The organism is Serratia sp. 201 (assembly GCF_037027545.1).
Classification (GTDB): domain Bacteria; phylum Pseudomonadota; class Gammaproteobacteria; order Enterobacterales; family Enterobacteriaceae; genus Serratia; species Serratia bockelmannii.
Genome location: NZ_JAXCHC010000002.1, coordinates 873,123 through 896,742 on the forward strand (window position 1 = coordinate 873,123; position 23,620 = coordinate 896,742).

The window sequence follows — 23,620 nt, forward strand, 5'->3', positions numbered from 1 at the left end:
TCAGGCGCTCGCGTCGAAGCTCAGCTGCCGCAGGCTGTGCAGCGGGAATTCGTCGCTTTCGCTGAGCCAGGTCTTCAGGCCTAGCCCCGCATAGTGGGTGCCGTCGCCCAGCGGTTGCCATTCGGTGCGTTTGCCCAGCAGCAGCGCGTCGTCGCTGCCTTCGGCCAGCGGGTAACGGGCGGGCAGTTGGCATACCTGTTCGCGGCCGTCGGTCAGACGCACCAGTGCATGGCTCCACACCAGATCGATGGCGCTCTGCGGCGCCTGGAACTGGATCGCGGCGATATCGGCGAACGGCAGCCAGTAGTAAACGCCGTTCAGCGCCAGCTCGCATATCGGCCCGAGGCGGCCGTCACCGTCGGTCAGCCAGTCGAAACTCAGCTGCCGCTCTTGGTTCCCTTCAGCCAGCGTTAACTGCCCGGCGCCGGCCGGTGCGGCCTCCAGCGCTTCGTCGCGCAGCGTCTGGGCCTGTTCGGCCGCCCCTTGCGCATCCTGATGCAGCGCCTGCACCAGCAGTTGCAGCCAGGGCTGATCCTGCCGCAGCAGCGCCGGCGCGGCCGCGCCGGCAAACACCGCCTGGCGTTGCAGCTCGGCGTTGACCGACTGCATCAGCAGCAGCGTGGTCGGTTGAGCGATCGGTTTCAGCGCCTGCCAGGATTTCAGCTGCGCGTTGGCGCGCGTCCAGTTGCCGCTCAGGCACAGCAGTTGCACCAGCGCAGCGCGCAGGTCGGCATCCGCCGGTTTCGCCTTGATATCGTTTTCGACGGCGGTGATGGCCGCGGCGATCGACTGCCCTTGCAGCATGCTTGCTAATGATTTCACAGGCTTTCCTTATAATCAGTGAGTGGCGCCGTTAACCGACAGGTAGCTGCCGCTGGCGGGATCGACGCGGTCTGCGGCCAGCTTTTCCACCAGCTTGAAGGTCAGCGGGGCGGGGGCGCTTAGCAGCGGCTGCCAGGCGGTTTGCGCCTGCTGTACGCGCTGTTTGACCTTGTTCTCGTCGGCGGCATCGACGCGCGGCATTTCAACGATCGCTTCACCGTTGAACGCCCAGGCGTGCAGCTTCGGTTCGAAGCTCAGCAGCAGGAAGCTGCCCGGCGCCTGCGGGTTGCCGCCCAAAACCAGCCGTTGGGCGTTGGCGCTGACGACGGTCAGCGCGCGATCGCCGCCGTTCACCTTCGCCAGCGGGTAACCTTGCAGGAACCACAGCGTCGGCGAGAGGGTTTGGCCGCCCTGTTGCAGCGTGACCGCGCCGCTGCCCTGCAGCCAGCCGTCCTCGCCGCAGCGCAGCGCCTCACCAGCGGGAATGAATAGCGCGCCGCCGTTGGCTTCGTCACCCCAGAAGGTGCGGAAGTGGCAGCCCTGCGGCAGGCTGAAACGCTGAGGCGGCGCGGTGTCCGCCTGTGGAGAGGTGACGGCCACCGCCGCAGGAATGGTCGGCGGCGGCGGGGTTTGCGCCTGCTCGACGGCCTCCTGTTTGACCACCGGTTTCCAGCCGCGCGCTTTGGCGGCTTCGCCGCTGGCCAGCTTCTCACCGCGCTTGTCGGTCAGCGTCCAGGGCAGGTGGCCGGCTTTCGGGCACTGCTTTTCCAACAGATTGCCGACGCGCGGCAGGAAGTCGTTCAGCACCGCCGGATCCTGGCTTTGCGCCGAGACGATGCGCAGCGGGATGCTCTTGCCGCACCAGCTTGCCGGATTGCTGTTTTTGACGTCATCGATAAACACTTCCAGCTTCTGGCTGGGGGAGTAAACCAGGCGATAGTTCATCGCCTGCGCGGTCGGCACCGCCATCAGGGCGACGAGCCCCGGCATCCAATATTTCATAGTGAACCTTGCTGTGAATGTGCGCTGCTCAGTCGCGGCTCAGAAACCGCTCCGCATCCGCCAGCGAATGCAGCAGGGTGGTTTCCTGCGGTGAGCCAATCCAGACGGCGATAGCGCTGTAGTTATCGCTGTTATTGTTTTTCTTCCATGCCTGCTGCATCAGGGCGATCCACTCGCTGGGGGAGTTGACCATATGCAGCGACTGTTCCAGTTCGGCCTGGCTGAAGCTGTGCCAGAAGCCGTCGGTGCACAGCAGGAAAACGTCGCCGTCTTCCAGCTGCAGCACGTCGCTGTAGGTGGCGTCGCGCTCTTCGTTGAGCCCCAGCGCGAAATACAGCAGGTTGCTGTTGATGCCGTTGGTCTGGTAGCCGGCGTCCTGCATCTGTTGGATCAGGCTGTGGTCGGTGGTGACGGTATGCAGGTAGCCGCGGCGGAACAGGTACAGGCGGCTGTCGCCGGCGTGCGCCCAGTAGGCCAGCTGGTAATCGCGATCGATAAACAGACTGACCAGCGTGGTGCCCATCTTGCTGTATTCGTCCGACTGCCGCTGCTGCTGGTGGATGGCGGCGTTGGCGCTGGTGATGTGCTGACGAATGCTCTGGGCGTTCAGGTGCTTTTCGCCGTCGAAGTTTTGCAAAATGGTGTCGCGTGCCAGTTTGGCGGCGATATCGCCGCCCGGAAAACCGGCGATGCCGTCGCACACCACGAAGCAGGCGGCGCGGTTGCCGAGCACCTCGCCGGTCTGATCCTGGTTAGAGGCGCGGCCGCCCTGGTTGGAGGTAGAGGCTATGGTGATATTCATTACGCGTCCGGTTTGGTCTGTGAGTCTTTGTATTGATTCACTTCAACGTCATAGGCGTGCAGGAAGGCTTCGCCGAACAGGGTGTGGAAATCGTCCTCGATCTCGCCGGAGGTTTGCTGATAGTTCTTCACGAAGTAGTCCCACAGCGCGGCCTTGCGGTTGGCGGGCAGCGACAGGCGCGGCGCCACGCCTTCCTTGCGCGCTTCCTCTTCGAGGCGCTCCGGGTTGAACGACTGCAGCATGGCGGCGATGATGGCGCGAATACCGGCGATCATCCCCAACTGGTGCGCCTGCAGGTCGATCAGCGCATCGCGCACCGCCTGTTCCGGCGGCATAAAACCTGGCATCTGGCTGCCGAACATCTGCATCAGCACCGTTTTTCCCGAAGGCAGCAGCTTGAACGGGTTGTTGGCTTCGTCGAGGATCATGGTCATCTCGGCCTTCACGCCGCGCTTGAGGATCGAGCGGGATGAGAGCAGGGCGACGGTGCCTTGCGAGAACAGGCTCAGCAGGCGACCGGCCTGGCGGATCTGTTGTTCGTCAAAGTGCGGCTGCGGTTGCAGATCGTCGAGACCGATGCCTTGCAGCAGCGCCGCCAGCAACGGCCCTTCCAATGCGTCGCCACTTGGCGCGGCGGCGTGCTGCCGCTGAGCGGACTGGTAGGCGACCGGATCGATGCCCAGGCGGTTGCCCTGGCGCGGGCGCGGAGGTTGCGCTGGCGGTTCCTGCTGGCTGAACTGCGGTGCAGGTTGAGGCTGTGGCTCGGGGATCTGCACGGGCGGCGGCGTCGGCTGTGGGCGCGGCGCCTCCGGTTGTGCGGCGATCGGCGCCGGTGACGGCGACGGCGGTGCGGGCGGCTGTACCGGCTCCTCCGGCTGGGCCAGCGGCACGGCGCCGCCCATCAGCAGCCCCAGCGGATCGTTGCTGTTTAACGTCTCTGGCGAAGCGGGCGCGGATGAACCGCCGAACAGCGCCAGCGGATCCAGCTCTTGCTCCGGTTGCTGCGCATTCTGGACGGGGGGAGCCGGGCGCGTCGGCGCAGCCTGCTCCGCCAGCAGCGCGCTGGGGGTGGTGTCGGCCAGAATGTGTTCGCGCTCAAAGGTGGTGTCGGTGTTGAACAGCGCCGCCGGATCGGTTTGTTGCTGCTGCAGCTGGCGCAGATCGACCTCGCCTGCCAGCTGCGCCAGCGGATCGGCCGGGTTCAGCTCGCGAGCGGGGGTCTCCAGCAGCGGATGATTGTCCGGATTGGTGATCGGCGACGGTATGACGGCGGCCGGCGCGTTCGGCGTAAATTCTTCCACCAGGCTGTCCCAGATTTCGTTGGGGATCGGCGCGGCGGATTTTTCTTTGGCGGCGGCTGCAGGGGCCGCAGCCGCGGCAACGGCCTTGGCCACCGGTTGAGCCTGCGGCGCGGCGTGCTGTTGCAGCGCGCTGACTTCAATCTGGTAATCGTCGATGCCGAGTACGTCGCCGTCCTGCAGTTCAACCTGGCGGCCACGTTCCAGCGGAATGTCGTTCAGCAGCACGCGGGTAACGTTGCCGCGATTGGTGATGCGGCATTCGCCGTCAGCGGAAATGTGCACGATCGCCTGCAGGCGGGAAATGGCGCGCTCTTCGTCCGGCAGCACCAGGTTGTTGTCCACGCTGCGGCCGATGGTGCCGCCCGGCGGCAGAAAATCGCAACTGCTCTGCGGCGGAACCTGGCCGCTTTTATTTTTTACAATGGAAAATCGCATAAGGCATTCCTGCTGATGGGGATTTTAGACTGCTTTGGGCGTATGTTGATTTAGTCATCTAATCTGATGGCTAACTTCTATTCTGTTCTTTTTTGTAATAGGTGTTTTTTGGTAGTTGAGTTAAGTAGATAAAGGTGAATATCAAACTGCCATAGTGTATAGAGTCATAGTCATCGTTGCCTAGTGGGTAGAAGAGATTAAGAAAATCATTCCCGTATGCAAAAATTGAGAGCTGTATGACGCCCATGACAACTACAATGAGACAGTTGAAAACAAAAAATGGATAATTGTGTTTGCGAGCCGATAATTTTTTTAAGTAATATAATGCCACTAAAGTTATGAGTGACAATGAAAAATAGGAAGGTAAGAATCCATATGAGTAAGTTGATAGCGTGACGTCTGGAGTCATGTTAATAATCAATAAGTTTTAATTCTCTTGAGTTGATAACTTTATGAAATTGGATTCAACAATCCTGACTATTACTTAGAGTAACGTTCAAAAATGGTTTCAGCTTCACTGGCGTTCTGCAGTGAAAGACAATCTAAAGTATGGTAAGTCCCTTGAACTGAGCCTTGGCTATTTTTATTTGCGTACTGTTCAGCCAGTTTTTCACCTTGTTCAAATGCATCCATCGGCAGTTTACTCAATTCTAAATAGGCGGAAGCGGAACGGAAGGCGTCTTGCTTGGTTCTTTCTGAGTCAGTGGACTTCCCAATGCAGCGGCTGGTTAACCAATTTTTATAAAGTGCCTCTTGCGATAAAGCATTGAGCGAGTTTTCAGCAAGGACTACATGGCTTCCGAGCAGCAGAGACATTAAAAAGTACGTGTATCTTCTCATCCGAGATAACCTTTGATATGAGCCGTCGTTTGAGCAACTCTGATATCAGTTGTCGTCTTTTCCTTGGTATTTCTTGATGATGGCTTGCAGCTCTTGGCTGTGTACAAGATCGATGCACTTGGCCATCGTCATCGGCTCCCCTGACATACTGTCATAGGGCTTTGCCAGAAATTCTTTTGCCAGCGCCCTGACGGCGGTATGCGCTTCCAGAGAATAATCGCCGAATTCCGTGTAACCCCGAGCGGCGGCGGCGGCATCGTTTTTGACTTCTTTTGCTGAGTACCCCTCGGCGATGCAAACGCTAAGCGCGTAGTTTTTGAGGTACTCTTCGGGGGTATAGGTTTCTTTGGCTTGAGCCGATTGAATACATCCCAAAAATATCATGCTTGCAACACACAGGGATTTTATTTTAGTAACCATATAGATGCCTCGTTGGATTTTGGAAAGTAACAATGATCTGAGCAGGTTGTACCGTTCCATAATGTTGCGTGTCCGCTGGCATCATTCCATCCTGGAACAGTGAAAACCAATATCCCTTTGTCTTTTGAAAAATCACTAGGGGTAGGGTTTTTAATCGTTTTATCAGGTTTGCCGAACTTATAATTCAAAAAGTTAATAATATCTCTGACGCGATAAATGTACCAATTTTTATCTTTGCCTGAAACGGTCTTCCATGCTCCTCGTTCAACTTTAAAACCAGAATAATTGAGCGTGTAACTCATGCGTATTGCGCAGGCATTGGTGAATCCTTGCAATGGGTCATTGACGCCAAGCTCAATGTTAAGACCTACATTTCCACCTATCTTTTTGCCAACGTCAGTAATATCTACGTTGATTTCGCTAAATCGTTGCCACGCTTGTTGGAATGAAGGGCGACTCATTATAACGTCCTCTGTTGATAGATGCCCCTAAGTCGGGGCATCTGTGTGGGAAGATTAAGCTTCGCGGTTTTCCTTGATGTTCCAACCTGCGCTGCTTTCGGCGCCTTTGCCGCCTTTGTCGCTCTGCTCCCAGTATTGCTGTTTCACTTTCGCCGCCTGGAAGGAGTAGGTGACGCCCACGGTGTCTTCGCCGCCTGCGCCGGTGTACTGCACGGCGGTGACCAGCACGTCGTCCAGGGTGATTTTAACGTACTCAACCTGAGTACCGCCCGCCTTGCAGACAGACAACTCAACCTTGGTCAGGTGCTTACCGCTGGAGCAGTGCTTCAGCAGCGCCGGGGTTGACTTGTCGACCAGCGCGTTAACGTGCAGATCGTTGAAGCACACTTTGCCGGCACCACCGCCGCCGCCAACGCCCATATTGCCCGGTTGAGAAGCGCCCCAGGAGAAAGAAGTAATGTCGGTCCAGCCTTTGTGATTCGAATCTTTGGATTCGCCGCTGGCACCTTCAACTTTCAGGAACATATCAATAGCCATAGTTTCTTCACTCTTTATTAAGGGTTAACAGTAGTATTAACGTTACGTTGAAAAACTCAGGTAATAGCAGCAGGAATTGCAAGTGTGGTAATGCATTACCAATTTATATCCTTGTGCCATGCACCTTCTTAAATACCGAAAACTATCGGTACGGGTTACCGAGCCACTATTAAGTGCTAATGGCTCAATGCTTAATTATTTCGCGTTATCTTGATTCCATGTGCGATTCGGGTTTTCTGCGATAGGCTGACGATGAGGTTGATACATCAGCCAGGCCGCACTACCGCGGCCTGACTTCAGCCCATCAGGACGCGTCGTTTTGCTTCAGCGAAGGCAGCTTCGACACCAGGCGCAGGGAGACGGTCAGGCCTTCCAGCTGGTAGTGCGGGCGCAGGAAGAACTTGGCGCTGTAATAGCCCGGGTTGTCTTCGATCTCTTCCACCTGCACTTCCGCCGCGGCCAGCGGTTTGCGCGACTTGGTTTCCTGCGAGGAGTTGGCCGGATCGCCGTCCACGTAGTTCATGATCCAGTCGTTCAGCCAGCGCTCCATGTCGTCGCGCTCGCGGAAGGAACCAATTTTGTCGCGCACGATGCACTTCAGATAGTGCGCGAAGCGGCAGCAGGCGAACAGGTACGGCAGGCGCGCGGAAAGCTGGGCGTTGGCGGAGGCGTCGGCGTCGTAGTATTCCGCCGGCTTCTGCAGCGACTGCGCGCCGATAAAGGCGGCGAAGTCGGAGTTTTTGCGGTGCACCAGCGGCATAAAGCCGTTTTTGGCCAGCTCGGCTTCACGGCGGTCGCTGATGGCGATCTCGGTCGGGCACTTCATGTCCACGCCGCCGTCGTCGCTCGGGAAGGTGTGGCACGGCAGGTTTTCCACCGCACCGCCGGATTCCACCCCGCGAATGGCGGTGCACCAGCCGAACTCTTTGAACGAACGGTTGATGTTGGCGGCCATGGCGTAGGCGGCGTTGGTCCAGGTGTAATTGCCGTGGGTCGCGCCGTCGGTGTCTTCTTCGAAGTCAAACTCGTCTACCGGGTTGGTGCGGATGCCATACGGCAGGCGCGCCAGGAAGCGCGGCATCACCAGCCCCAGGTAGCGCGCGTCTTCCGATTCGCGCAGGCTGCGCCAGGCGGCGTACTCGGTGTTCTGGAAAATCTTGGTCAGATCGCGCGGGTTGGAGAGCTCTTGCCAGGACTCCATCTGCATCACGCTCGGCGCGGTACCGGCGATGAACGGGCAGTGCGAGGCGGCGCCGATCTTGGCCATTTCGCCCAGCAGCTCCACGTCCTGCGGGCTGTGATCGAAGTAGTAGTCGCCCACCAGGCAGCCGAACGGTTCGCCGCCGAACTGGCCATACTCTTCTTCGTAGACTTTCTTGAAGATCGGGCTCTGGTCCCAACCCACGCCTTTATAGCGCTTCAGCGTGCGGCCCAGCTCCTGCTTGGAAATGCTCATGAAGCGGATCTTCAGCATCTCGTCGGTTTCGGAGTTGTTGACCAGATAATGCAGGCCGTGCCAGGCGCCTTCCAGCTTCTGGAAGTCGTCGTGGTGAATGATCTGGTTGATCTGCTGCGACAGCTTTTCGTCGATTTCCGCGATCAGCGCCTGGATAGTGCGATAGGCGTCGGAAGAAACGGTGACGGTGTTTTCCAGCGCCTGCTGCGCCAGGGTTTTCACCGCGTTCTCGACCGCTTCTTTGGCCTGATCGGTCTTCGGCCGGAACTCTTTGTTCAGCAGCGCGCTGAACTCATCGCTGGAAAAAGTCTCGGTGGTTTGCAACGCATTCTGTTGCTGAGGCGAGTTGCTCATCGATTAATCCTCACGCTCGTTGTTGTCGTCGTTAACCGCCGGCTTCGGCGCGTCGGTCAGGGATTGCAGCAGCGCCGGGTTTTGCAGGATCTTGGAGATCAGCTCTTCGGCGCCGTTCTTGCCGTCCATGTAGGACAGCAGGTTGGAAAGCTGGGTGCGGGCATCCAGCAGATTGTCCAGCGCGTCGACCTTGCGGGCGATAGCGGCGGGGGAGAAGTCTTCCATGCTTTCGAAGGTCAGATCGATGTTCAGCTTGCCTTCGCCGGTCAGGGTGTTGTCGACCTGGTAAGCGACGCGCGGCTTCAGCGATTTCATACGCTCGTCGAAGTTGTCGACGTCGATTTCCATGAATTTGCGCTCTTCCACGCTGGCTTGCGGGTCGACCGCTTTCCCCACCAGATCCGCCATCACGCCCATCACGAACGGCAGCTGGATTTTGCGCTCTGCGCCATAAATTTCGACATCGTATTCAATCTGTACGCGCGGCGCGCGGTTGCGGGCGATGAATTTCTGCCCGCTGCGGGATTTCGAGTTTGACATGATTTACTCCATCTAATGGCGATTGGGAACGCGCCTCGTCCGGCTGGGAGAGTCAGGTTCTGATTCGGGTCTGCGCAGGGCAGACGGTATCGGATGCGTCAAGAGAACAAAGGTCGGCGGCTAGCTGTTCTCCTCGTTGTCGGGGCGACCGAGAATGGTCTCCAGTTGGTTAAGCCCATCGGGCGCCAAATCGCGGACGATTTGCATAAAGTCCAGCGTAATCAGTCGCTGGACTCGATCGATCATCAGTGGCGCCGGGTGGCTCGGTTCATGAAGACGAAAATAGTTTTTCACCTTGTCCAGCATCAACTGGGCGTCGTCGCGCGACTGGATCTGCGCGCTGCGCCAGTTGAGTGGAGCGGTGGCGCTCTGTACGGCGGCCGGTTGCTGCATGGCAGCCGCTTCAGGCGTCGCGTCTGGTTCGTCGGCGGCCGGGGCATCGCTCTGGCCGGCGAGCGCCACCAGAGAAAACACCTTGGTCAGCGCGCTCATTTCCGGCAGCGCGCTTTCCCCCAGATGGCGGGTCACTTCGCTGCGAATGGCGCTCAGGGTGTTGGCGATGCGCGTCACCAGGGCGCCTTCGGGGCGATCCTGCTGCGCCAGTTCATCCTGCAGCCGCGCACGGCCGCCGGGAAAGTTGGGGCACTCCTGTTTGCTGCCGTCGAGCAGGGCACCGGCATCGCGCAGCGAGATTTCTCCGGCGGCGCTTTTCAGCAGCGGCGCGGCGCGTACGCTGGCGGCCAGCGCCGCTTTGTCGCCAAGGTCGGCCAGCGCGTTGATGCGAAACAGCGGGTCGGCTTCCCCATCGAACTCCAGCGGCGGCTGCAGGGTGTTCCAGTAACGGGTCATCGACTGGTGGACCAGCGTCAGCCCGTCGGCGTAGCCCGGCAACCCGCGCAGCTGGGTCCAGGCGCGGGTGAGATACAGCATGACGCGCAGGTCTTTGGTGCGCGTTAGCAGCGAGGTCGCGAGGCGCTCGACCTGCACCCAATCCGGCGCTTCTTCCGGAATGATGGTGCTGCCGAACTGTTGTTCGGCCTTGCCGGTGGCGGCTTGTTCCATCGCCAGAAAGTCGGCGTCGTATTCCAGGTTGTCGCCGCAGGGATTGTCCGCGTCAACCGGGGCCAGCAGGGTATCGGTATCGATAGCCATAGAATTTCCTTCAACGAACGATGTTAATCAAACATTTGCGGGTACTGGCCGCCGCGGCCGGGGCGCGCCCAGCCGTTGGGTTCGAACAGCAGTGAAAACAGCTGCACGGTGAGGTTGCCGCTGTGCACGTGGGTGTAGAGCGGATGTCCGTCGGCCTGATTGGTCCACCAGAAGCTGGTGTACTGCGCCGGATCGAAGCAGTCGGCGGCCTGTTGCCAGCCGAGGCCCGGTACGTCCGGATGCTGGAAACCGATAATCGACAATATCTCGGAATCCGCTTCCGCCGGTGGGCTGGGCAGCGCCGGGATCGCCTGCAACGTGCGGTCGATCTGCTCGGCGGAGAAACCGTTGCGCACGCCGTTCAGCAGGGTATGGCCGAGCTGTTGATACCAGCTCGCCGCCATGTTCAGCTGTTGCGGGCGCCATTCTTGCAGGCTGAACAGGCGCAGTGCGCAGATGGGGTAGCGCCGCCCGACGCGATCGCGCGCCGGCAACAGGCAACCCATCTGCACGTACGGGCTGCCGAGCGTGGCGGGGATCACGAAGTTCCACACCGGTGCGTTGCTGAACGGGTGGCCGTTCGGCCCCTGTGCATCGCGCTGTAAATTCACCAGCCCGTTATGGAACCAGTGGGCCCAGTTGTTGACCACCGGGTCAGGCAAACGGCGTTGCAGGAAGTCACCGGCGGAAGGAAGTTTGCCGTACCAGCCGATGCTCGTCGGGGCGCTTGAATCAGTGCTCATGGTCATGTCCTTTCGGGGCTACGGGCACGAGAAGGCCGGCAGTTGGAACGGATTGCGGATGCTGTTGGGCGTGAACTCCAGCGTGACGCGGTGGCCGTCGAGATTGAACGTCGCCTGGCGGCCGAGGCCGCCGGTGCCCGACGATTGCGCCATGTCGACCAGGCGATTCAGCGCCCATGGTCCGCTGGTCACCAGGCTGGCGGTGGTGCCGTTGGCCAGCGCCAGCTGCAGATGCACCTGGTTGGTATTGCGGGTGCCCGGCCAACTGACCACCAGCGGTACCTGTGGGCCGTGGCTGTATTTGAACAGCTGCCCGTCGATATCCAGCGTCAGGTTGAGGATGTCGTTATCCATCCGCACCGGCCGCACGGTCACGCGGTAGGAGGGCGTCGCCGTGCCGTTGGCGAAAAAGGCGTCGCGGATGCGCTGCGCCTGCTGGAACGACCGCAGGATGCCTTCGCCGCCGGGCAGCGTCTTGCCGTCCACGCCGGGCGTGAAACGCCAGTTGGCGCGGGTGGTATCGACCTTGCCCTGCAGATTGTCGCGGAAGAAGCTGTCCATCAGCCCGCTGTTCGGCGCGAACATGCGCGCCAGATCGTCCGGCGTCACTTCCTGCCGCGCCCGGGCCACCAGCGGATAACGGCCGGCGATCGCCTGGCGGCAGAAGCTACCGACCTCGAAGCTGATGCGCTTTTTCACGTTCTCCATCTCTTTGCGCTGGGTATCGCTGCTGGCGCCGATCGCCAGCGACAGCAGCATCTGTTTGAACGGCACCGGCAAGCGGCCGGATTCGGCCTGCAGACGCGGGATAATGTCGCTCGGCGGCGCCGACATGCCGCTGTTGGCCGCGCCCTGCACCGCCGTCAGGTAACTGTACAGTTCATCGACCTGTTTCAGCACGCTGTCGAAAGGGATCGCCTTATTGCCTTCGCCCTGGCTTTGCGCCAGCTCCAGCAGCGGCGCGAAGTGCGCCATCACCAGCTGTTCCGGCTGGGCCGACACGTCACCGTCGGCGTTGGCCGGCCGGTTGGTGAACAGCGCTTCCAGCGTGCGGTTGGCATTTTGGTTCAGCTTATCTTCGGTTTTTGCCAGCAGCGAGCGCGAATCGGCGTCGTTTTTTTCGTCGCGCAGGGTGACGTTTTTGCTGACGTTGACCAGCAGATTGCGCATTGGCGACGGGTTGCCGGACAGCAGGCGCGCGCTGCTGATGCGCTGGGTCAGGTTGCCGATGTTGGCCAGTTGGATATCCCCCAGCAGCTCATCCCAGGCGCTGATGAAATCTTGCATGTACAGCTGGCGGATGGTCTTGGTCAGATCGGCGCTTTTCTGCTCCGGCGTCTGGCTGTTCAACACCCAGACGTCTTCCTTGCGCAAGGTGTCGGTCACCGGGTCGATGTTGTCGTTGAACGCTTTCCAGTACCCTTGTGAGGTGAACAGGCCCGGTACGCCGTCGGTGACCGGTTTGCCGCTTTTGCGGCTGAACGCCAGTTCGGTCTGCGGGCCGGCCAAATCGACCAGGCTGACCGGCTTGATGTCGGTCTGTTTCAGCAGCAGGCGCTTGAGGCGGCCATAGACGCGCTGCGACAGCGGCGCCCGATTGAGTGCGGCCTGCGCCTGCGCCACCAGCTGTTCGTCTTTGGCGTAAGGCGAGGCCTGGATCTGCGCATCCAGCAGTTGGCTGAGGTGCCATTCGATCTGCTGCAGCTGTTTCTGCGTGCTGCCCTGCGGCAGGTTGCGTTGCAGGTTGAGCATCACCCAGGCGCGCAGGAATTTACCGTCGTACTGCTTTGGCAGATACAGCATCTGATAGGCCTTCAGCGCTTCGTAGCTGAAGTCCGCGTCGCCGTGGTTGTCGTTGCGCAGCGTGGTGGCGATCTGTTGCGCCACCTGCGGCAGCAGCAGCTCTTTCAGCGCTTTTTGGTACAACGCATTGCCGGCGTCGCCCACCTGATCGCCGCGGAACAGCCCCATGCGGTAGGTGAACGGCGGATCGTCCAGCGAAAAGTTCTGGCTGTCCGGCAGATGCAGCAGGCTGTTGAGGAACGGCAGCAGCGAGAACATGTCGCCGTTGCCCAACTGGGTCAGGCTTTGCCCCTGTCGCTCGACGCCGGGCACCTTGGCGGCCACTTCCGCCAGATAGGCCTTGTTGTTGCCGTAGCTGGTGAACCACAACATCGCCAGCACCGCCAGGATCACCGCCAGCGCGATGTACCCTGCCCAGTGCAGGGCGCGGTTGCGGTATTCCCACCAGCGGTTGCTGCCCGCCAGCCCGGACTCCTGGAAGACCACCGATTCCAGCGTCTCTTTCAGGAAGAAGCTCTGGCCTTTGGCTGCCGGGATCGGCGTTTCCTGCCCCACGCTGTCCCAGGCCGCGTTGGCCTGCACCCCTGAGTTGGCCGTCGGCAGCTGCAGGTAGCGGTTCAGTTCGCCCATCACCCGGTCAAACGGCAGACCTTCCTGCGTGCCGCTGGTGAAATAGATGCCGCGCGGGGTAAAGCGGGTTTCAAAACTGGAGGTGGCGAACACCTGTTCCAGATATTGGCCGAGCAACTGGCGCAGCGCGGCGAACTCCTGCGGGAACAGGTAGCTTTCGGCGCGTTGGCGCGCGTCGTGCTCCATCAGCAGCGTATCCGGCAGCGCCGCATCCAGCCGTTGTTGCAGCAGGGCGTATTGTTGTTCGAAGGCGGCGTTCAGGTTGAAGTCCGGCTGCCGTGAGCGCTCGTAAGGGAAGGTGAATCCCCAGATCTGGTCGCGCTGTGCTTTATCGAAACTGCCGAAGTAGGCCATAAAGCCGTTGAGCAGGTCGGTTTTGGTCACCAGCACATAGACCGGGAAGTGAATGCCCAACTGTTCGTGCAGTTCAATCAGGCGTTTGCGCAACGCGCTGGCCTGGGCGGCGCGTGCTTCGGCGCTGTCGCTCAGCAGATCGGCGACGCTGATGGTCACCATCACGCCGTTGATCGGCTGGCGGGTGCGGTATTTTTTCAGCAGCGCGACGAAGCTTTGCCATTCACCGGCGTCTTCTTCGCGCTGGCTTTCCTGGGTGGTGTAGCGGCCGGCGGTGTCGAGCAGCACGGCGTCGTTGGTAAACCACCAGTCGCAGTTGCGGGTGCCGCCCACGCCGCGCAGCGCGGCTTTGCCGAAGCGATCCGCCAGTGGGAAGTGCAGGCCGGAGTTGACCAGCGCGGTGGTTTTGCCGGCGCCGGGTGCGCCGATGATCACATACCACGGCAACTGGTACAGATATTGACGGCTGAAGCGGGTCATCCAGCGATGTTTACCGTCGCCCTGGCCCGGTGCGAAGCGCGCCTTTTTCAGCAGCTGCGCCGCTTCGTCGAAACGCTGTGCCAACTGATCGTCTTGTTTGACCTCGGGCTTGCCGTCTTCCGCCGGCACCGCTTCGGCGGCGCGCAGATTGCTCAGCAGGCGGCTGTTGAACCAGGCACTGTAGAGGCGCGGGATCAGGCGGCACAGGAACCAGATCAGGTAAATCACGCCGATGGCGATCTGGCGGTTGAGTTCCGGCTCCAGCGGGCGATAGTCGCCGATGGCCACCAGCGGGCCGATCGTCCAGATGATGAACGCCAGCGCGGTGATGCCGACAAAGCCCCACAGCAGGCGGCTGGTGATGATGGAGAATAACGTACTGAGCATTACTTTCCGGTTCCTTGCGGCAAGCCGTTGATTTCCGCCTGGGTATTTTCAGGGGCGACCAACAGCGTAATTTCTACCCGGCGGTTCAACGCGCGGTTCACTTTGTTATCGTTCGGCGCGACGGGGTTGCTCTCGCCGCGGCCCTCGGCCTTGACCCGCTGCGGGTTGGCGAGGTGTTTTTGCAAGCGGGCGCTGACCGCTTCGGCGCGCGCCAGCGACAGCTCCCAGTTGGAGGCGAAACGGGCGCTGCGGATCGGCACGTTGTCGCTGTAGCCGGTGACCAGGATCTTGCCGCTGACGCCGTTCATGGCGGCGGCGATGCGGTCGATGACCGGGATATAGTTGGCGCGTACCGTGGTGGCCGCGGAGTCGAACAGCCCGTCACCTTTGAGGATCACCACGCTTTGCTGCGCTTCGTCGCGCACCACCACCAACCCCTCGGCGATCTCTTTACGCAGGAAACTTTTCAGGCTCAGCGTCGGCGGCGCGGCCGGCGCCGGGTTACCGATCGCCACCTGCGGCAGATTGGTTTGGTAAATCGCCGCCAGCACCGGGCTGGTGTTGTCGCCCAGTCGCCAGTTGAGGGCGATGAACAGCAGCGAAGCCAGGAAGCCGGTCAACGCCACGCAGGCCCACAGCGGCACCAGCGGGCGCCACAGTTTCTGCTGTACCGGCAGGTCCAGCGCATGAGGCGACAGCGGCGGGGCATAGCCGCCACGCACCGATCGGATCAGCTGCAGCAGGCGCTGCTTCATGGTTTCCAGCTGTGAGCGGCCGTTTTCCATCACCCGGTAGCGGCCTTCAAAGCCCAACAGCAGGCAATAATTGATCAGTTCCAGCAGGTTGATGTGCTCGCGCGGGCTTTGCGACAGCTTGGCCAGCAGCTGGAAAAACTTCTCGCCGCCCCAGGTTTCGTTATGGAAAGTCACCAGCAGCCCGCTGCCGGACCACACGCTGTTGCTGCCCCACGGGGTCAGCGCCGCCGCTTCATCCAGCGCGGTGCACAGACAATAACGCGCGCCGATGATCACCTCGTAAGGCAGGTTGGCGCGTTGGCCGCGGATCTCGAAGCGGCGCATTTCGTCAATGAGCTGTTGGCGCAGCTGCGCCGGGTTGGCGTGCGTGGCCGACTGGCGGATCTGCGAAATGGCGTTCAGCAGCGGGTTGGCGGCGTCCACCAGCGGATTGGCCGCCGGCGCCATGCTATTTTCCTGAGTCATAGGTTACCGGTCCGTATGGCTGCGAATCGCCCAAAATTCCATGTCCAGCCCCGGGAATTCGCCGGCCAGGTGCAGGGCGAAGGCGCTGGATTTTTCCATCTGTTTCCACAGGTCGCCGCCTTTTTCCAGCTCGAAGTAGGTGTAGCCGGCGTGATAGGGGATCTGGCGCGGCGCGGCGGGCATGGTGCGTAAACCGATACCCGGTAGCTGCAGCTGCACCAAATCGCGGATGCGCGTGACCGGGGCGATCTTCATCTGTGCCGGGAAATGGGTCAGCAACACCTCGGCGGCCACGTCGGCGCGCACCGCCAGCACGAAGCCGAAATCGCGCATCATTTTGGCGTCCTGCACGGTGGCGACGTTCAGCCCGTGGGAACGTTCGACCAGCGTCAGCTGAATGGCGTTGTCTTCCAGCACCACCGACAGCCCTTGACGCAGCAACAGCATCAGCTTGCCGAAGCACAGCGCCAGGTTGTCGTGGTCATACACCGGCAGGCGGCCTTCCGGGGTGCGCTGCGCCGAGAAGCTGGCGAGTTCGGTGGCGAACTGCAGCCAATCGGCGAACAGGCGTTCTGGGTGCAGATGATCGAGGTGGTAGGCGTGGCTCACCTGGCCGAGATGGCGGTTGATCAGCTGCAGCAGCATGAAATCGACCATTTCGGAACTGCCGCCGCGGCCCGGCTGCAGCAGGCGCTGGCTCATCTGCTGGCTGCGCTGTTGCAGCAGGCCCTGCAGATCGTTGATGAAGGTTTTCAGTACCGGGTTGCCCTGGCAGTTCAGCATCGGCGGGATCTGCGTGGTATCGAGACGCAGGCTGTTGTCGCCGCGCTTTTCCAGCACGCGGGTAACGCCGAGCGCCGTCCATTCGGCGTTGAGCTCACTCTCCAGCATCAGCCGCAGGCGCAGGCGACCGAACTGCAAGGCCGCGCTGCCCACCGAGACGGCGTTGAGATCGTCGACTTCGTTCTCATAAGCCAGATAGCGCGCCAGCGCCTCCGGGCTTTCCTGAAAGATCACGTCTTCACGCCCCGCGCGGTAGGTCGGCAGAGCCAGCACCACGTTTTCACCGGTCTTGTTTTCAGCGATGGTCAGCGGCGCGGGCGCCTGCTGGGCGCCGGAGAAGCGAAACGGCGTGCCGTCCGGCATGATGCCGCTGGCGGCGTTGAGCGCAATCTTGCCCTGGCGCAGCAGCGTTTGGTCCAGATCCAGGGTGAGGAACCCCCAGAAACAGCCGCTGTGGGCCTGGCCCCAGTTGCGCATATAGCCTTCGAGATAGTTTTCCGCCTGCTGGAAATGGTGAGGGCGCAAAAACATCCCCTCAGTCCAGACAACCTTATGAGCATCTTTCATCATCACACCTATAGTTACTTCGCTTCAGCGCAGCGGTAGGTCAGTCGACCTTTTTTACGGGGCGCAGGCCACTCACGCCCGCGACGATATGCGCTTCCAGCTCATCCGGCGAGAATTGCCATACCTTGTAGAAATTGGTTTCGGTAGGTTCCGGCAGCGGCAGTGAAATGCGCCAGGTCTTGCCGTCCAGATTTTGATATTCGGCGATCACGCCGATGTAACGTGCGTCCAACGCGCTTTGCCCGCCGAGCGTCTTGCCGGTCTGGCCCGGCGTCAGGAAGAACTGATCGCTGTCCAGCAGGCTGTTGCCGAGCACGCTTTTGGCGTCGTTTTGCAGACTGAAGAAGTCGGCATCCATGAATTCCGCATCCGAGCGCAGCAGCAGCACGCGAATTTTGATCGGCGCCGGTTGAGCGCCGGCGGCGGCGTTGACCTGGCGGTCAGCGTCAAACACCAGACTGTAACGCGACGGCACGCTTTTGGCGGAAGACATGCAGCCGCCGAGCGCCAGCGCGCCCAGCAGCAGAAACAGCATCCCGCACCAGCGGGAAGCGATAGGGGTCGTCATCATAGGAATCTCGTCGCCCGCAGGCGTGCTGACTACTGGAGGATCCAGGTGGCTGAGCCGGCGTTTTTACACGCCTTGCTGTCGCCGCCGACTTTGACGCAGTCCTGTTTGGCGGCGCGCGCGCGACGCGGCAGATCTTTGCGCAGCGTTGATTTGTAGCGCGCTTCCGGCACGCCGGCGTTGGCCTGGATATATCCCATCAGATCGCCCCCGCGGATGGCGGAGATCGCCAGCCAGTTGTTTTCCACTTCGCCCAGCGCGTAGAACGCGGCGGCGTTGTCCAGGCTGCCGACGGCGGTGCCGGTATAATTCGGGCTACTCATGATGCTGGCGGCATACAGGCTGCGGTACTCCTCACCGATCGGCTTGAACTGTTTCGGCGCGCTTACCGCGGCGCGGTGCTGCAGGGTGACGCCGTTGACTTCACTGCTGATGAGGGCGTCGTTATTGAGCGCCGGCGGCGGTGGCGGCGGGGTGGAACAACCGGCAAGCGTCAGGGCGGTCAGCAGCGTCAGGGTAATCCGTGTTTTCACAATGTCCTCTTTTTCTTGATTGAATGGCTGTGTAATAAGGCGCCGTCATCAGGGCGCAAGCAGCAACACTTTTAATTGGCTCGGCACGATGCGCATGCCGAGCGCGTTGGTGGAATTCTGCAGGCTGAGGCTGGTCAGCCGGGTGGCCGGAGTGCCTTTGAGCAACACGGTAAAGGCGCCGGTCAGGTGGCGGGATGGCCCCATCACCGTCCCGGAAGCGACACCGGTGGCTACGCCGGGGTTGTCGCCGTTGGTCAGGGGCGTTACCGTCGCCATGTTGTGCGCCGGGGTACCGACGAACAGAATGTTGAACGCGTTCGGGATGGCGGTCGGCGCGAGGGCGATATCCGGGTAGGGTACGGGCACCGGCGCCGGGCTTGGCGTCAGACAGACGTCGGGAAACGCCAGGTCCACGCCGATCATTTGGCTGTTGGCAAACATAAAAGGCCTCCGCAGGTTATCCGACGTGGATTTGTTCCGAATCCAGCTTGGTGATGTCTTTTGAGGTAATGAGCGTGTTGCGGGCATGAATGCGGGCGTAATCTTCCGCCTGATAATCCAGCTGCCCGGCGCGCACGTGCTCGGTTTGGCGCACTTTGCGGAACAGCGAATGGCTGATCTGGCTGACCGAATGCCACAGCGACTCGCAGCGTTTACCGACCAAACGGCTGATGCTGACGAAGGCCGACAGCTCTTCGCCGCTGTATTTCATCTTGTCGACGTGGCAGTCGCCGCTGTTCGCCTGCAGCGTCATGGCGTCGCCGCTCAGTTTCAGCGCCTGCGCGCTGTGCAACGACAGCGAGCCGTTCGGCGTTTCAATCTGCAGATCGCCTGCGACGCAGAGCCGCGCCGTGCTTTGCGGCTCTGCCCGCTCGAGGACGGCGATCGCCCACAGCTGGTGGCCGCAGCCGGCGACCAGCACGTTATCGCCGAGGGCCGGCGTCAGCAGGCAGCTCGCCGCCCGGCGACAATGCCAGCCACGACCTTCACATTCCACTACCAGACTGCCGTCCGGCAACAGGTTGACGACCTGGCCAGCGGCCTGTTGGGGCGGTGCGATGTTGACGGCGCGAGTTGTGTTGGCAACGCTCATGGTGATCCCCTCGTGAAGTGGTCAATGCATTCAGATTCGGCTCTGGCGCTGTGCGCTCCAGGTTTCGGCGGCGTACAGCTCTTCGTCGCTCTCGAGGATCCCGCTGCGATCGCTCCAGCGCGTTTGCTGCTGGTGGGCGCGATGCATACGGGTGCGCATAAAGCGCGCGCGCCGGAAATCGGCGGCGCCAATGTCGGCATAACAGAAGTCGGCGTAGGTCAGGTCGCTGTCGCTGAAATCACAACGCGCCGATCGGCTGTGCTGAAATACGCATTGATACAGTCGCGCCTGGCTGAAGTTGGCGGCATCCAACGTCGCTTCGCTGAAGATCGCCTGATCGAACTGCCCGCCGCGACACTGCGCCTGAGTCAGATTGGCCTCCAGCCACAGCGACTGCTGCGCCTGTACGCTGGTCAGGTTGGCGCGCCGCAGCGAAGCGCCCTTGAAATTGCTCTGGCGCAGCGTCGCCTGGCTGAAGTCGACGTCGTCCAATTGGTTATCGGTAAACTGGCAGGCGATCAGGCTCTGCCCGGCGTAACTTTTGCCGCGGTGGTCACATTCGAAAAACGTGACGCGGTCGAAGTTCACGCCTTCAAACTGCGTTTTACAGAGATTTAATCGAAAGAACGTGACAAGGCATAAGCGCGCCTGATTCAACATGGCGCCGTCGAGCGGGCTTTCGTAAAAGGTAGTGCGATCGTGCTGAGTGGCGGAAAAATTCGCGCCGGCCAATTGGCACGACATCCAGTGACTTTGGTTGAGCGACAGCCGGCTGAAGTCGCTCTGTTCAAGCCGGCAATCGTTGAACATCGTCAGTTCGATATGGCTCTCGCTGAAGCGGCTGGCCGACATGGCGCACTGATTGAAGGCCGTTTGCTTCAGATCCGCCCGCGTAAATTGTGCGTGTTCGAGCTGGCAATCGCTGAAAACGCTGTCGCGCAGATCGCAGTCAGAGAAGTTCACGCCGTTCAGGTTCAGTTCGTTGAACATGCCGCCGGCCAAATCCAGACCGGCGAATGACAGACCGTGCAAGTCCTCTCCGGCGATCGGCTCGCCGCGTTTTACGCGCTGGCGTATCTGCTCTGGTTTTGAGGTCATACTTCCTTCCCGTTGTGGCGAGGCAATGTTTTCACCCTGGCGGTATAGGCTCTCTCTAGCCGGGTTGCCTGATCCACTTGCGACTGCGACAGGTCAGCCCGGAACAGGTTGGCGCCCTGCAGGTCGGCGTCTGACAGCACGCATTTTTGCAGGATAGCTGCAATGAAATTGGCATCGCGCAGGCTGGCGCGAGACAAATCGCTGCGGATGAACAGGCTGCCACTGCCGTTGGCCTGGCGGAAATCGGCCTCGTTCAATCGGGTTTCCGACAGATCGCAATTATTGAGACGCGCCCGGCTAAAATTGGCCCGCTGCAACGGCATCTGGCGTAAATTGCACTGGTTTAGCGTCGCGTCGCTGAAATCCGTCTGCGGCAACAGTGTCTTCGCTGCAAAGGCGCAGGCTGTGAGACGTGCGGCGTGGAAGCTGAGGCTTTGCGTCTCGGTGTCAACCCAGGCGCAACTTTCCAGCCGCGCCTGACTGAAGTTCACCGCCAGCAACCGGCATTTGACGAAGCTGACTTTGTCGAGCCGGGCGTGGCTGAATGTCAGCTGCTCCAGCTGCAGTTCCATCAGGGTAATGTTGGCCAGCGTGGCGCGGCTGAAATCACATTGTCCGAGCAAGGTTTCGTATCCCAGCAAATCGCGTAATGACGCCATCGTGAAATCGCAGCGTTGAAACAACGTTTGCTGAATATTGGTCTCATGCAGCTGCGCGCCGCCGAAATCTGTCGCTTCGCATTTCGCCAGGGCCAAAGAGGCGTGGCTCAGATCGGCCTGCTGCAAGACGGCGCCGCTGAGATCGGCGCGCGCCAACATCGCCTCGCGAAGATCGCAACCCACCAGTCGGGTTTGGCGTAGATTGGCGTTTTCCAATAACGCACCGCGTAAGTTAGCCTGGCAGAGATCCATGCCGGACAGATCGGCGCCGGTGAGATCAAGGCCGCTGAGATCTTTATCGCGCAGCATGGCGGCGGCGACGCGTTGGCGAATGATTTGCGCCAGATCGCCACTTAAGCGCAGTGCAGGGCTTTGCGCCTGCGCTGACATTAAATACATTTGGTGCAGCGCGCGCTCGCTTTCCCCCAGCTGCTTCTCGCTGAACGCGTCGGGATGCTGGCGCGCCTCCTGGAACAGCAGATCGCGCTGCTGCTGGTAGCTTTCCGCACCGGAGGGCGACACGTGATCCCCTCCGGGGTTAAGCGGGTCGATACCCTCGGCGTGCGCCAGCTTGAGCATGTCCTGATACTGCACCTCGGCCTGGCTTTCCAGATGCTCGACGAATTCGGCGAGTTGGTCCAGCTTCGGCGGCGCTTCTTGCGACGGTAGCGGGAACAGTTCATCGATGTCCTGGCCTTCACGCAGCAGGCGCTGGCGATGCTCTTCGCGCTGCTGGTGCTCGTAGGCGGCGATATTTTCCGCCATTGGGCTTTGCTGCGTCGGCGTTTCCGTATCCAGCCAGGCACCGATGCACGCCTCCGGCAGCAATTCTTGTTCGCGAAAAGCGTGCAAAGCACCCTGTTCTTTATCCAGCCGCTGGGCCAACACCTGCCGATAATGCGCGGTGGAACGGGGCTCCCCTTCGGTTTCCAGGGCCGGCATCAGTTGCATCACGTCGGCGGCATCGTCCTCATTGATGCGCGCGCTACCCTGATAGATCAACAGCATCTGTTCCCGATGCGGGAAGAACCAGACGGTGGTATGGCGCATCGCGATCTCTTCGAAATGCGTTTCACCGCCGCGCAGTCGGTTGATGAAGCAGCGCGCGCGCCACGGCGGTAAATGCCCTTGCTGCACCGGTTCTGAAGGATGCATATTCCAAATCCGATAGGCAGCCCGCGGCGGCAAGCTATCACGTTGAGGAAACTGCTGATCGCTTTCTGCCATGTTGAACAGGCGCCAGTCGATATCGTTGGCGAAGCCGGGAAAGCCGTGCTTCAACCAGTCGGCGTCGTAGTTTTTACCGATGCGGGAGAAGCGACGCGGCCAGGTGATATCCAGCGCGTCAAAGCTTGCCGGCTGGGTGCTTTGCCGAGGAGACGCAAGGCGTCCCTGCAGCGGTTCAACATTGGGTAGGCGATGGATGCGGCCCTGCGGAAATGTTTCGGGAGTGGCGCCGATGCCGTGCGGATTATCGGCGAACTGGGTGCCGCCGTAAGCCCGGCGCCAGTCCAGACGCATTTCTGCAAAGGGTAGAGGCGTGGAGGGACGATCGTTGATCCAATGGCGATCGCCGAAAACCACCAGCGTTTTCTCCAGCGAATCAAACTGGATCTTCACGGCGCAGGCGGTTTTGTCTTGTTGATGGTGGGTGTAGGCGTTGCCAGTGGCGAGAAACTCCGCACAGGCTTTTGGGATAGCCAGATCGAGCACGCCGCCACTTAACGTAAGTTCGTCGGCGGCCAACTGCCACAGTTCCGGTTCGGGGCGCAGACGCGGGGAGGCCCCCATGTCGGCCAAGGCCAAAACGGAAACGCCCAGATGATTTTGCCCTTGCCAAGAGAAGGGGCGATGAAGCGCGCTGAGGCGCAGAGGTTTTACGACTTTCATTGTGTGTGTAAAGCTTCCTGTGGATATCAGCTGGCAGCCAGGCTGCTTGCTCAAAAACAATCCGTTTTTCGGTTTAATAGATATCAGGCTATGTCACAACAGATGAAGAAAACGATGCGGCGTTCAGCGCCGATCGCTAATGCGGGGAGAGTCCCACTTCGAAATGGATGATCAAGAGGACAGTGCGTTGTCCTTCCCGTTTATTCCGCGAGCCAGCAGCACGGCGGCGACGGACAATGACGCGGCGATCGCCTTGGCGGTAAATTGGCCGGTGCTCTCCAGGTGATAGGGCGCAAAAAATCCGACGCCAGCGGTGCTCAGAACCAGCAGCGCGACGAGCGCCGCAAAACAGGGCAGCTCTATCGCCAGCGTCAGTCTGCCGGGTGTCGCCGCACCGAGGTAACGCATCAAAAAACCGGGCAAAATCAGGAACCCGATCAGCTCTGCGGGAGCATTCACCGCAGACATCACCTGCTGATTGTATTTCAGGAGCGCTAGCATCAGCGCGACAAAGATCAGCAACCGCATGGGTAAGGCGGCCGCTCGGCTTGCCGACAAAAAGGTTTTGCCGATCGCAGCGAGCAATACGCAGCCGACCAGGATGCCAAAGACGGTAAACAGGATCTGTCCCCAGAGGCTGTCCTGCGTCGAAAAGGCAATGAACGCGCCCATCGTGACACTTCCTTATAC

At 60.6% G+C, this 23,620-nt stretch carries 22 protein-coding genes; all 22 read right to left on the reverse strand.

The annotated features are described in order from the left end of the window. Window positions 1-822, reverse strand: coding sequence for a type VI secretion system accessory protein TagJ (locus tag WA302_RS12355; protein ID WP_315903100.1), 822 nt, complete (start codon window positions 820-822; stop codon window positions 1-3). A 15-nt stretch (window positions 823-837) separates the two neighbouring features. Continuing rightward, window positions 838-1,824: a type VI secretion system-associated protein gene (locus WA302_RS12360; protein ID WP_261456454.1), complete on the reverse strand. Its 987-nt coding sequence runs from the start codon at window positions 1,822-1,824 to the stop codon at window positions 838-840. A gap of 28 nt (window positions 1,825-1,852) precedes the next feature. After that, the gene (locus WA302_RS12365; RefSeq protein ID WP_025303297.1) at window positions 1,853-2,626 is read right to left on the reverse strand and encodes a PP2C family protein-serine/threonine phosphatase; all 774 of its coding nucleotides are present in this window, start codon (window positions 2,624-2,626) and stop codon (window positions 1,853-1,855) included. Next, window positions 2,626-4,362, reverse strand: a complete 1,737-nt coding sequence (tagH, locus tag WA302_RS12370) for a type VI secretion system-associated FHA domain protein TagH (protein WP_261456453.1) — start codon at window positions 4,360-4,362, stop codon at window positions 2,626-2,628. Before tagH ends, WA302_RS12365 begins: the two co-directional genes overlap by 1 nt. Window positions 4,363-4,842: 480 nt before the next feature. Further along, window positions 4,843-5,178, reverse strand: a complete 336-nt coding sequence (locus WA302_RS12375) for a T6SS amidase immunity protein Tai4 family protein (protein ID WP_227255704.1) — start codon at window positions 5,176-5,178, stop codon at window positions 4,843-4,845. A gap of 69 nt (window positions 5,179-5,247) precedes the next feature. Then, window positions 5,248-5,586 carry a T6SS amidase immunity protein Tai4 family protein gene (locus WA302_RS12380; RefSeq protein ID WP_227255705.1) on the reverse strand — a complete coding sequence of 113 codons (339 nt, stop codon included), beginning with the start codon at window positions 5,584-5,586 and terminating at the stop codon, window positions 5,248-5,250. Between the two features lie 20 nt (window positions 5,587-5,606). Continuing rightward, window positions 5,607-6,086, reverse strand: a complete 480-nt coding sequence (locus WA302_RS12385) for a type VI secretion system amidase effector protein Tae4 (RefSeq protein ID WP_089196535.1) — start codon at window positions 6,084-6,086, stop codon at window positions 5,607-5,609. Between the two features lie 51 nt (window positions 6,087-6,137). Next, on the reverse strand, window positions 6,138-6,620 hold the full coding sequence (locus WA302_RS12390; protein WP_004961372.1) for an Hcp family type VI secretion system effector: 483 nt from the start codon (window positions 6,618-6,620) through the stop codon (window positions 6,138-6,140). A gap of 304 nt (window positions 6,621-6,924) precedes the next feature. After that, complete coding sequence (gene tssC / locus WA302_RS12395) at window positions 6,925-8,430, reverse strand: type VI secretion system contractile sheath large subunit (protein ID WP_016927259.1); 1,506 nt, start codon at window positions 8,428-8,430, stop codon at window positions 6,925-6,927. Window positions 8,431-8,433: 3 nt separating this feature from the next. After that, window positions 8,434-8,970 carry a type VI secretion system contractile sheath small subunit gene (gene tssB / locus WA302_RS12400; RefSeq protein WP_016927260.1) on the reverse strand — a complete coding sequence of 179 codons (537 nt, stop codon included), beginning with the start codon at window positions 8,968-8,970 and terminating at the stop codon, window positions 8,434-8,436. A gap of 120 nt (window positions 8,971-9,090) precedes the next feature. Beyond that, window positions 9,091-10,122 (reverse strand): type VI secretion system protein TssA, encoded by a 1,032-nt coding sequence (tssA, locus tag WA302_RS12405; RefSeq protein ID WP_049206021.1) that lies wholly within the window; start codon window positions 10,120-10,122, stop codon window positions 9,091-9,093. Between the two features lie 23 nt (window positions 10,123-10,145). Beyond that, window positions 10,146-10,865, reverse strand: a complete 720-nt coding sequence (tagF, locus tag WA302_RS12410; RefSeq protein WP_025303290.1) for a type VI secretion system-associated protein TagF — start codon at window positions 10,863-10,865, stop codon at window positions 10,146-10,148. Between the two features lie 18 nt (window positions 10,866-10,883). Then, a complete protein-coding gene (gene tssM, locus WA302_RS12415) occupies window positions 10,884-14,519 on the reverse strand; it encodes a type VI secretion system membrane subunit TssM (RefSeq protein WP_336064046.1) in 3,636 nt (1,211 codons plus the stop codon). After that, window positions 14,519-15,721: a DotU family type VI secretion system protein gene (locus WA302_RS12420; RefSeq protein ID WP_049272050.1), complete on the reverse strand. Its 1,203-nt coding sequence runs from the start codon at window positions 15,719-15,721 to the stop codon at window positions 14,519-14,521. The genes tssM and WA302_RS12420 overlap by 1 nt, the downstream gene beginning before the upstream one ends. A gap of 21 nt (window positions 15,722-15,742) precedes the next feature. Then, entirely contained in the window at window positions 15,743-17,089 is a 1,347-nt protein-coding gene (tssK, locus tag WA302_RS12425) for a type VI secretion system baseplate subunit TssK (RefSeq protein ID WP_025303287.1), read from the reverse strand. A 40-nt stretch (window positions 17,090-17,129) separates the two neighbouring features. Then, window positions 17,130-17,660: a type VI secretion system lipoprotein TssJ gene (gene tssJ, locus WA302_RS12430; protein WP_099817134.1), complete on the reverse strand. Its 531-nt coding sequence runs from the start codon at window positions 17,658-17,660 to the stop codon at window positions 17,130-17,132. A gap of 29 nt (window positions 17,661-17,689) precedes the next feature. Next, a complete protein-coding gene (gene tagV / locus WA302_RS12435; protein ID WP_025303285.1) occupies window positions 17,690-18,190 on the reverse strand; it encodes a type VI secretion system accessory protein TagV in 501 nt (166 codons plus the stop codon). 48 nt (window positions 18,191-18,238) lie between these two features. Beyond that, the gene (locus WA302_RS12440; protein ID WP_004934933.1) at window positions 18,239-18,631 is read right to left on the reverse strand and encodes a DUF4150 domain-containing protein; all 393 of its coding nucleotides are present in this window, start codon (window positions 18,629-18,631) and stop codon (window positions 18,239-18,241) included. A gap of 16 nt (window positions 18,632-18,647) precedes the next feature. Continuing rightward, window positions 18,648-19,283, reverse strand: coding sequence for a DUF3540 domain-containing protein (locus tag WA302_RS12445; RefSeq protein ID WP_025303284.1), 636 nt, complete (start codon window positions 19,281-19,283; stop codon window positions 18,648-18,650). A 30-nt stretch (window positions 19,284-19,313) separates the two neighbouring features. After that, window positions 19,314-20,381 (reverse strand): pentapeptide repeat-containing protein, encoded by a 1,068-nt coding sequence (locus tag WA302_RS12450; protein ID WP_043138675.1) that lies wholly within the window; start codon window positions 20,379-20,381, stop codon window positions 19,314-19,316. Next, a complete protein-coding gene (locus WA302_RS12455; protein ID WP_261456451.1) occupies window positions 20,378-22,930 on the reverse strand; it encodes a DUF2169 family type VI secretion system accessory protein in 2,553 nt (850 codons plus the stop codon). Before WA302_RS12455 ends, WA302_RS12450 begins: the two co-directional genes overlap by 4 nt. Before the next feature lie 171 nt (window positions 22,931-23,101). Continuing rightward, the gene (locus tag WA302_RS12460) at window positions 23,102-23,602 is read right to left on the reverse strand and encodes a hypothetical protein (protein WP_025303281.1); all 501 of its coding nucleotides are present in this window, start codon (window positions 23,600-23,602) and stop codon (window positions 23,102-23,104) included. Window positions 23,603-23,620 lie beyond the last annotated feature (18 nt).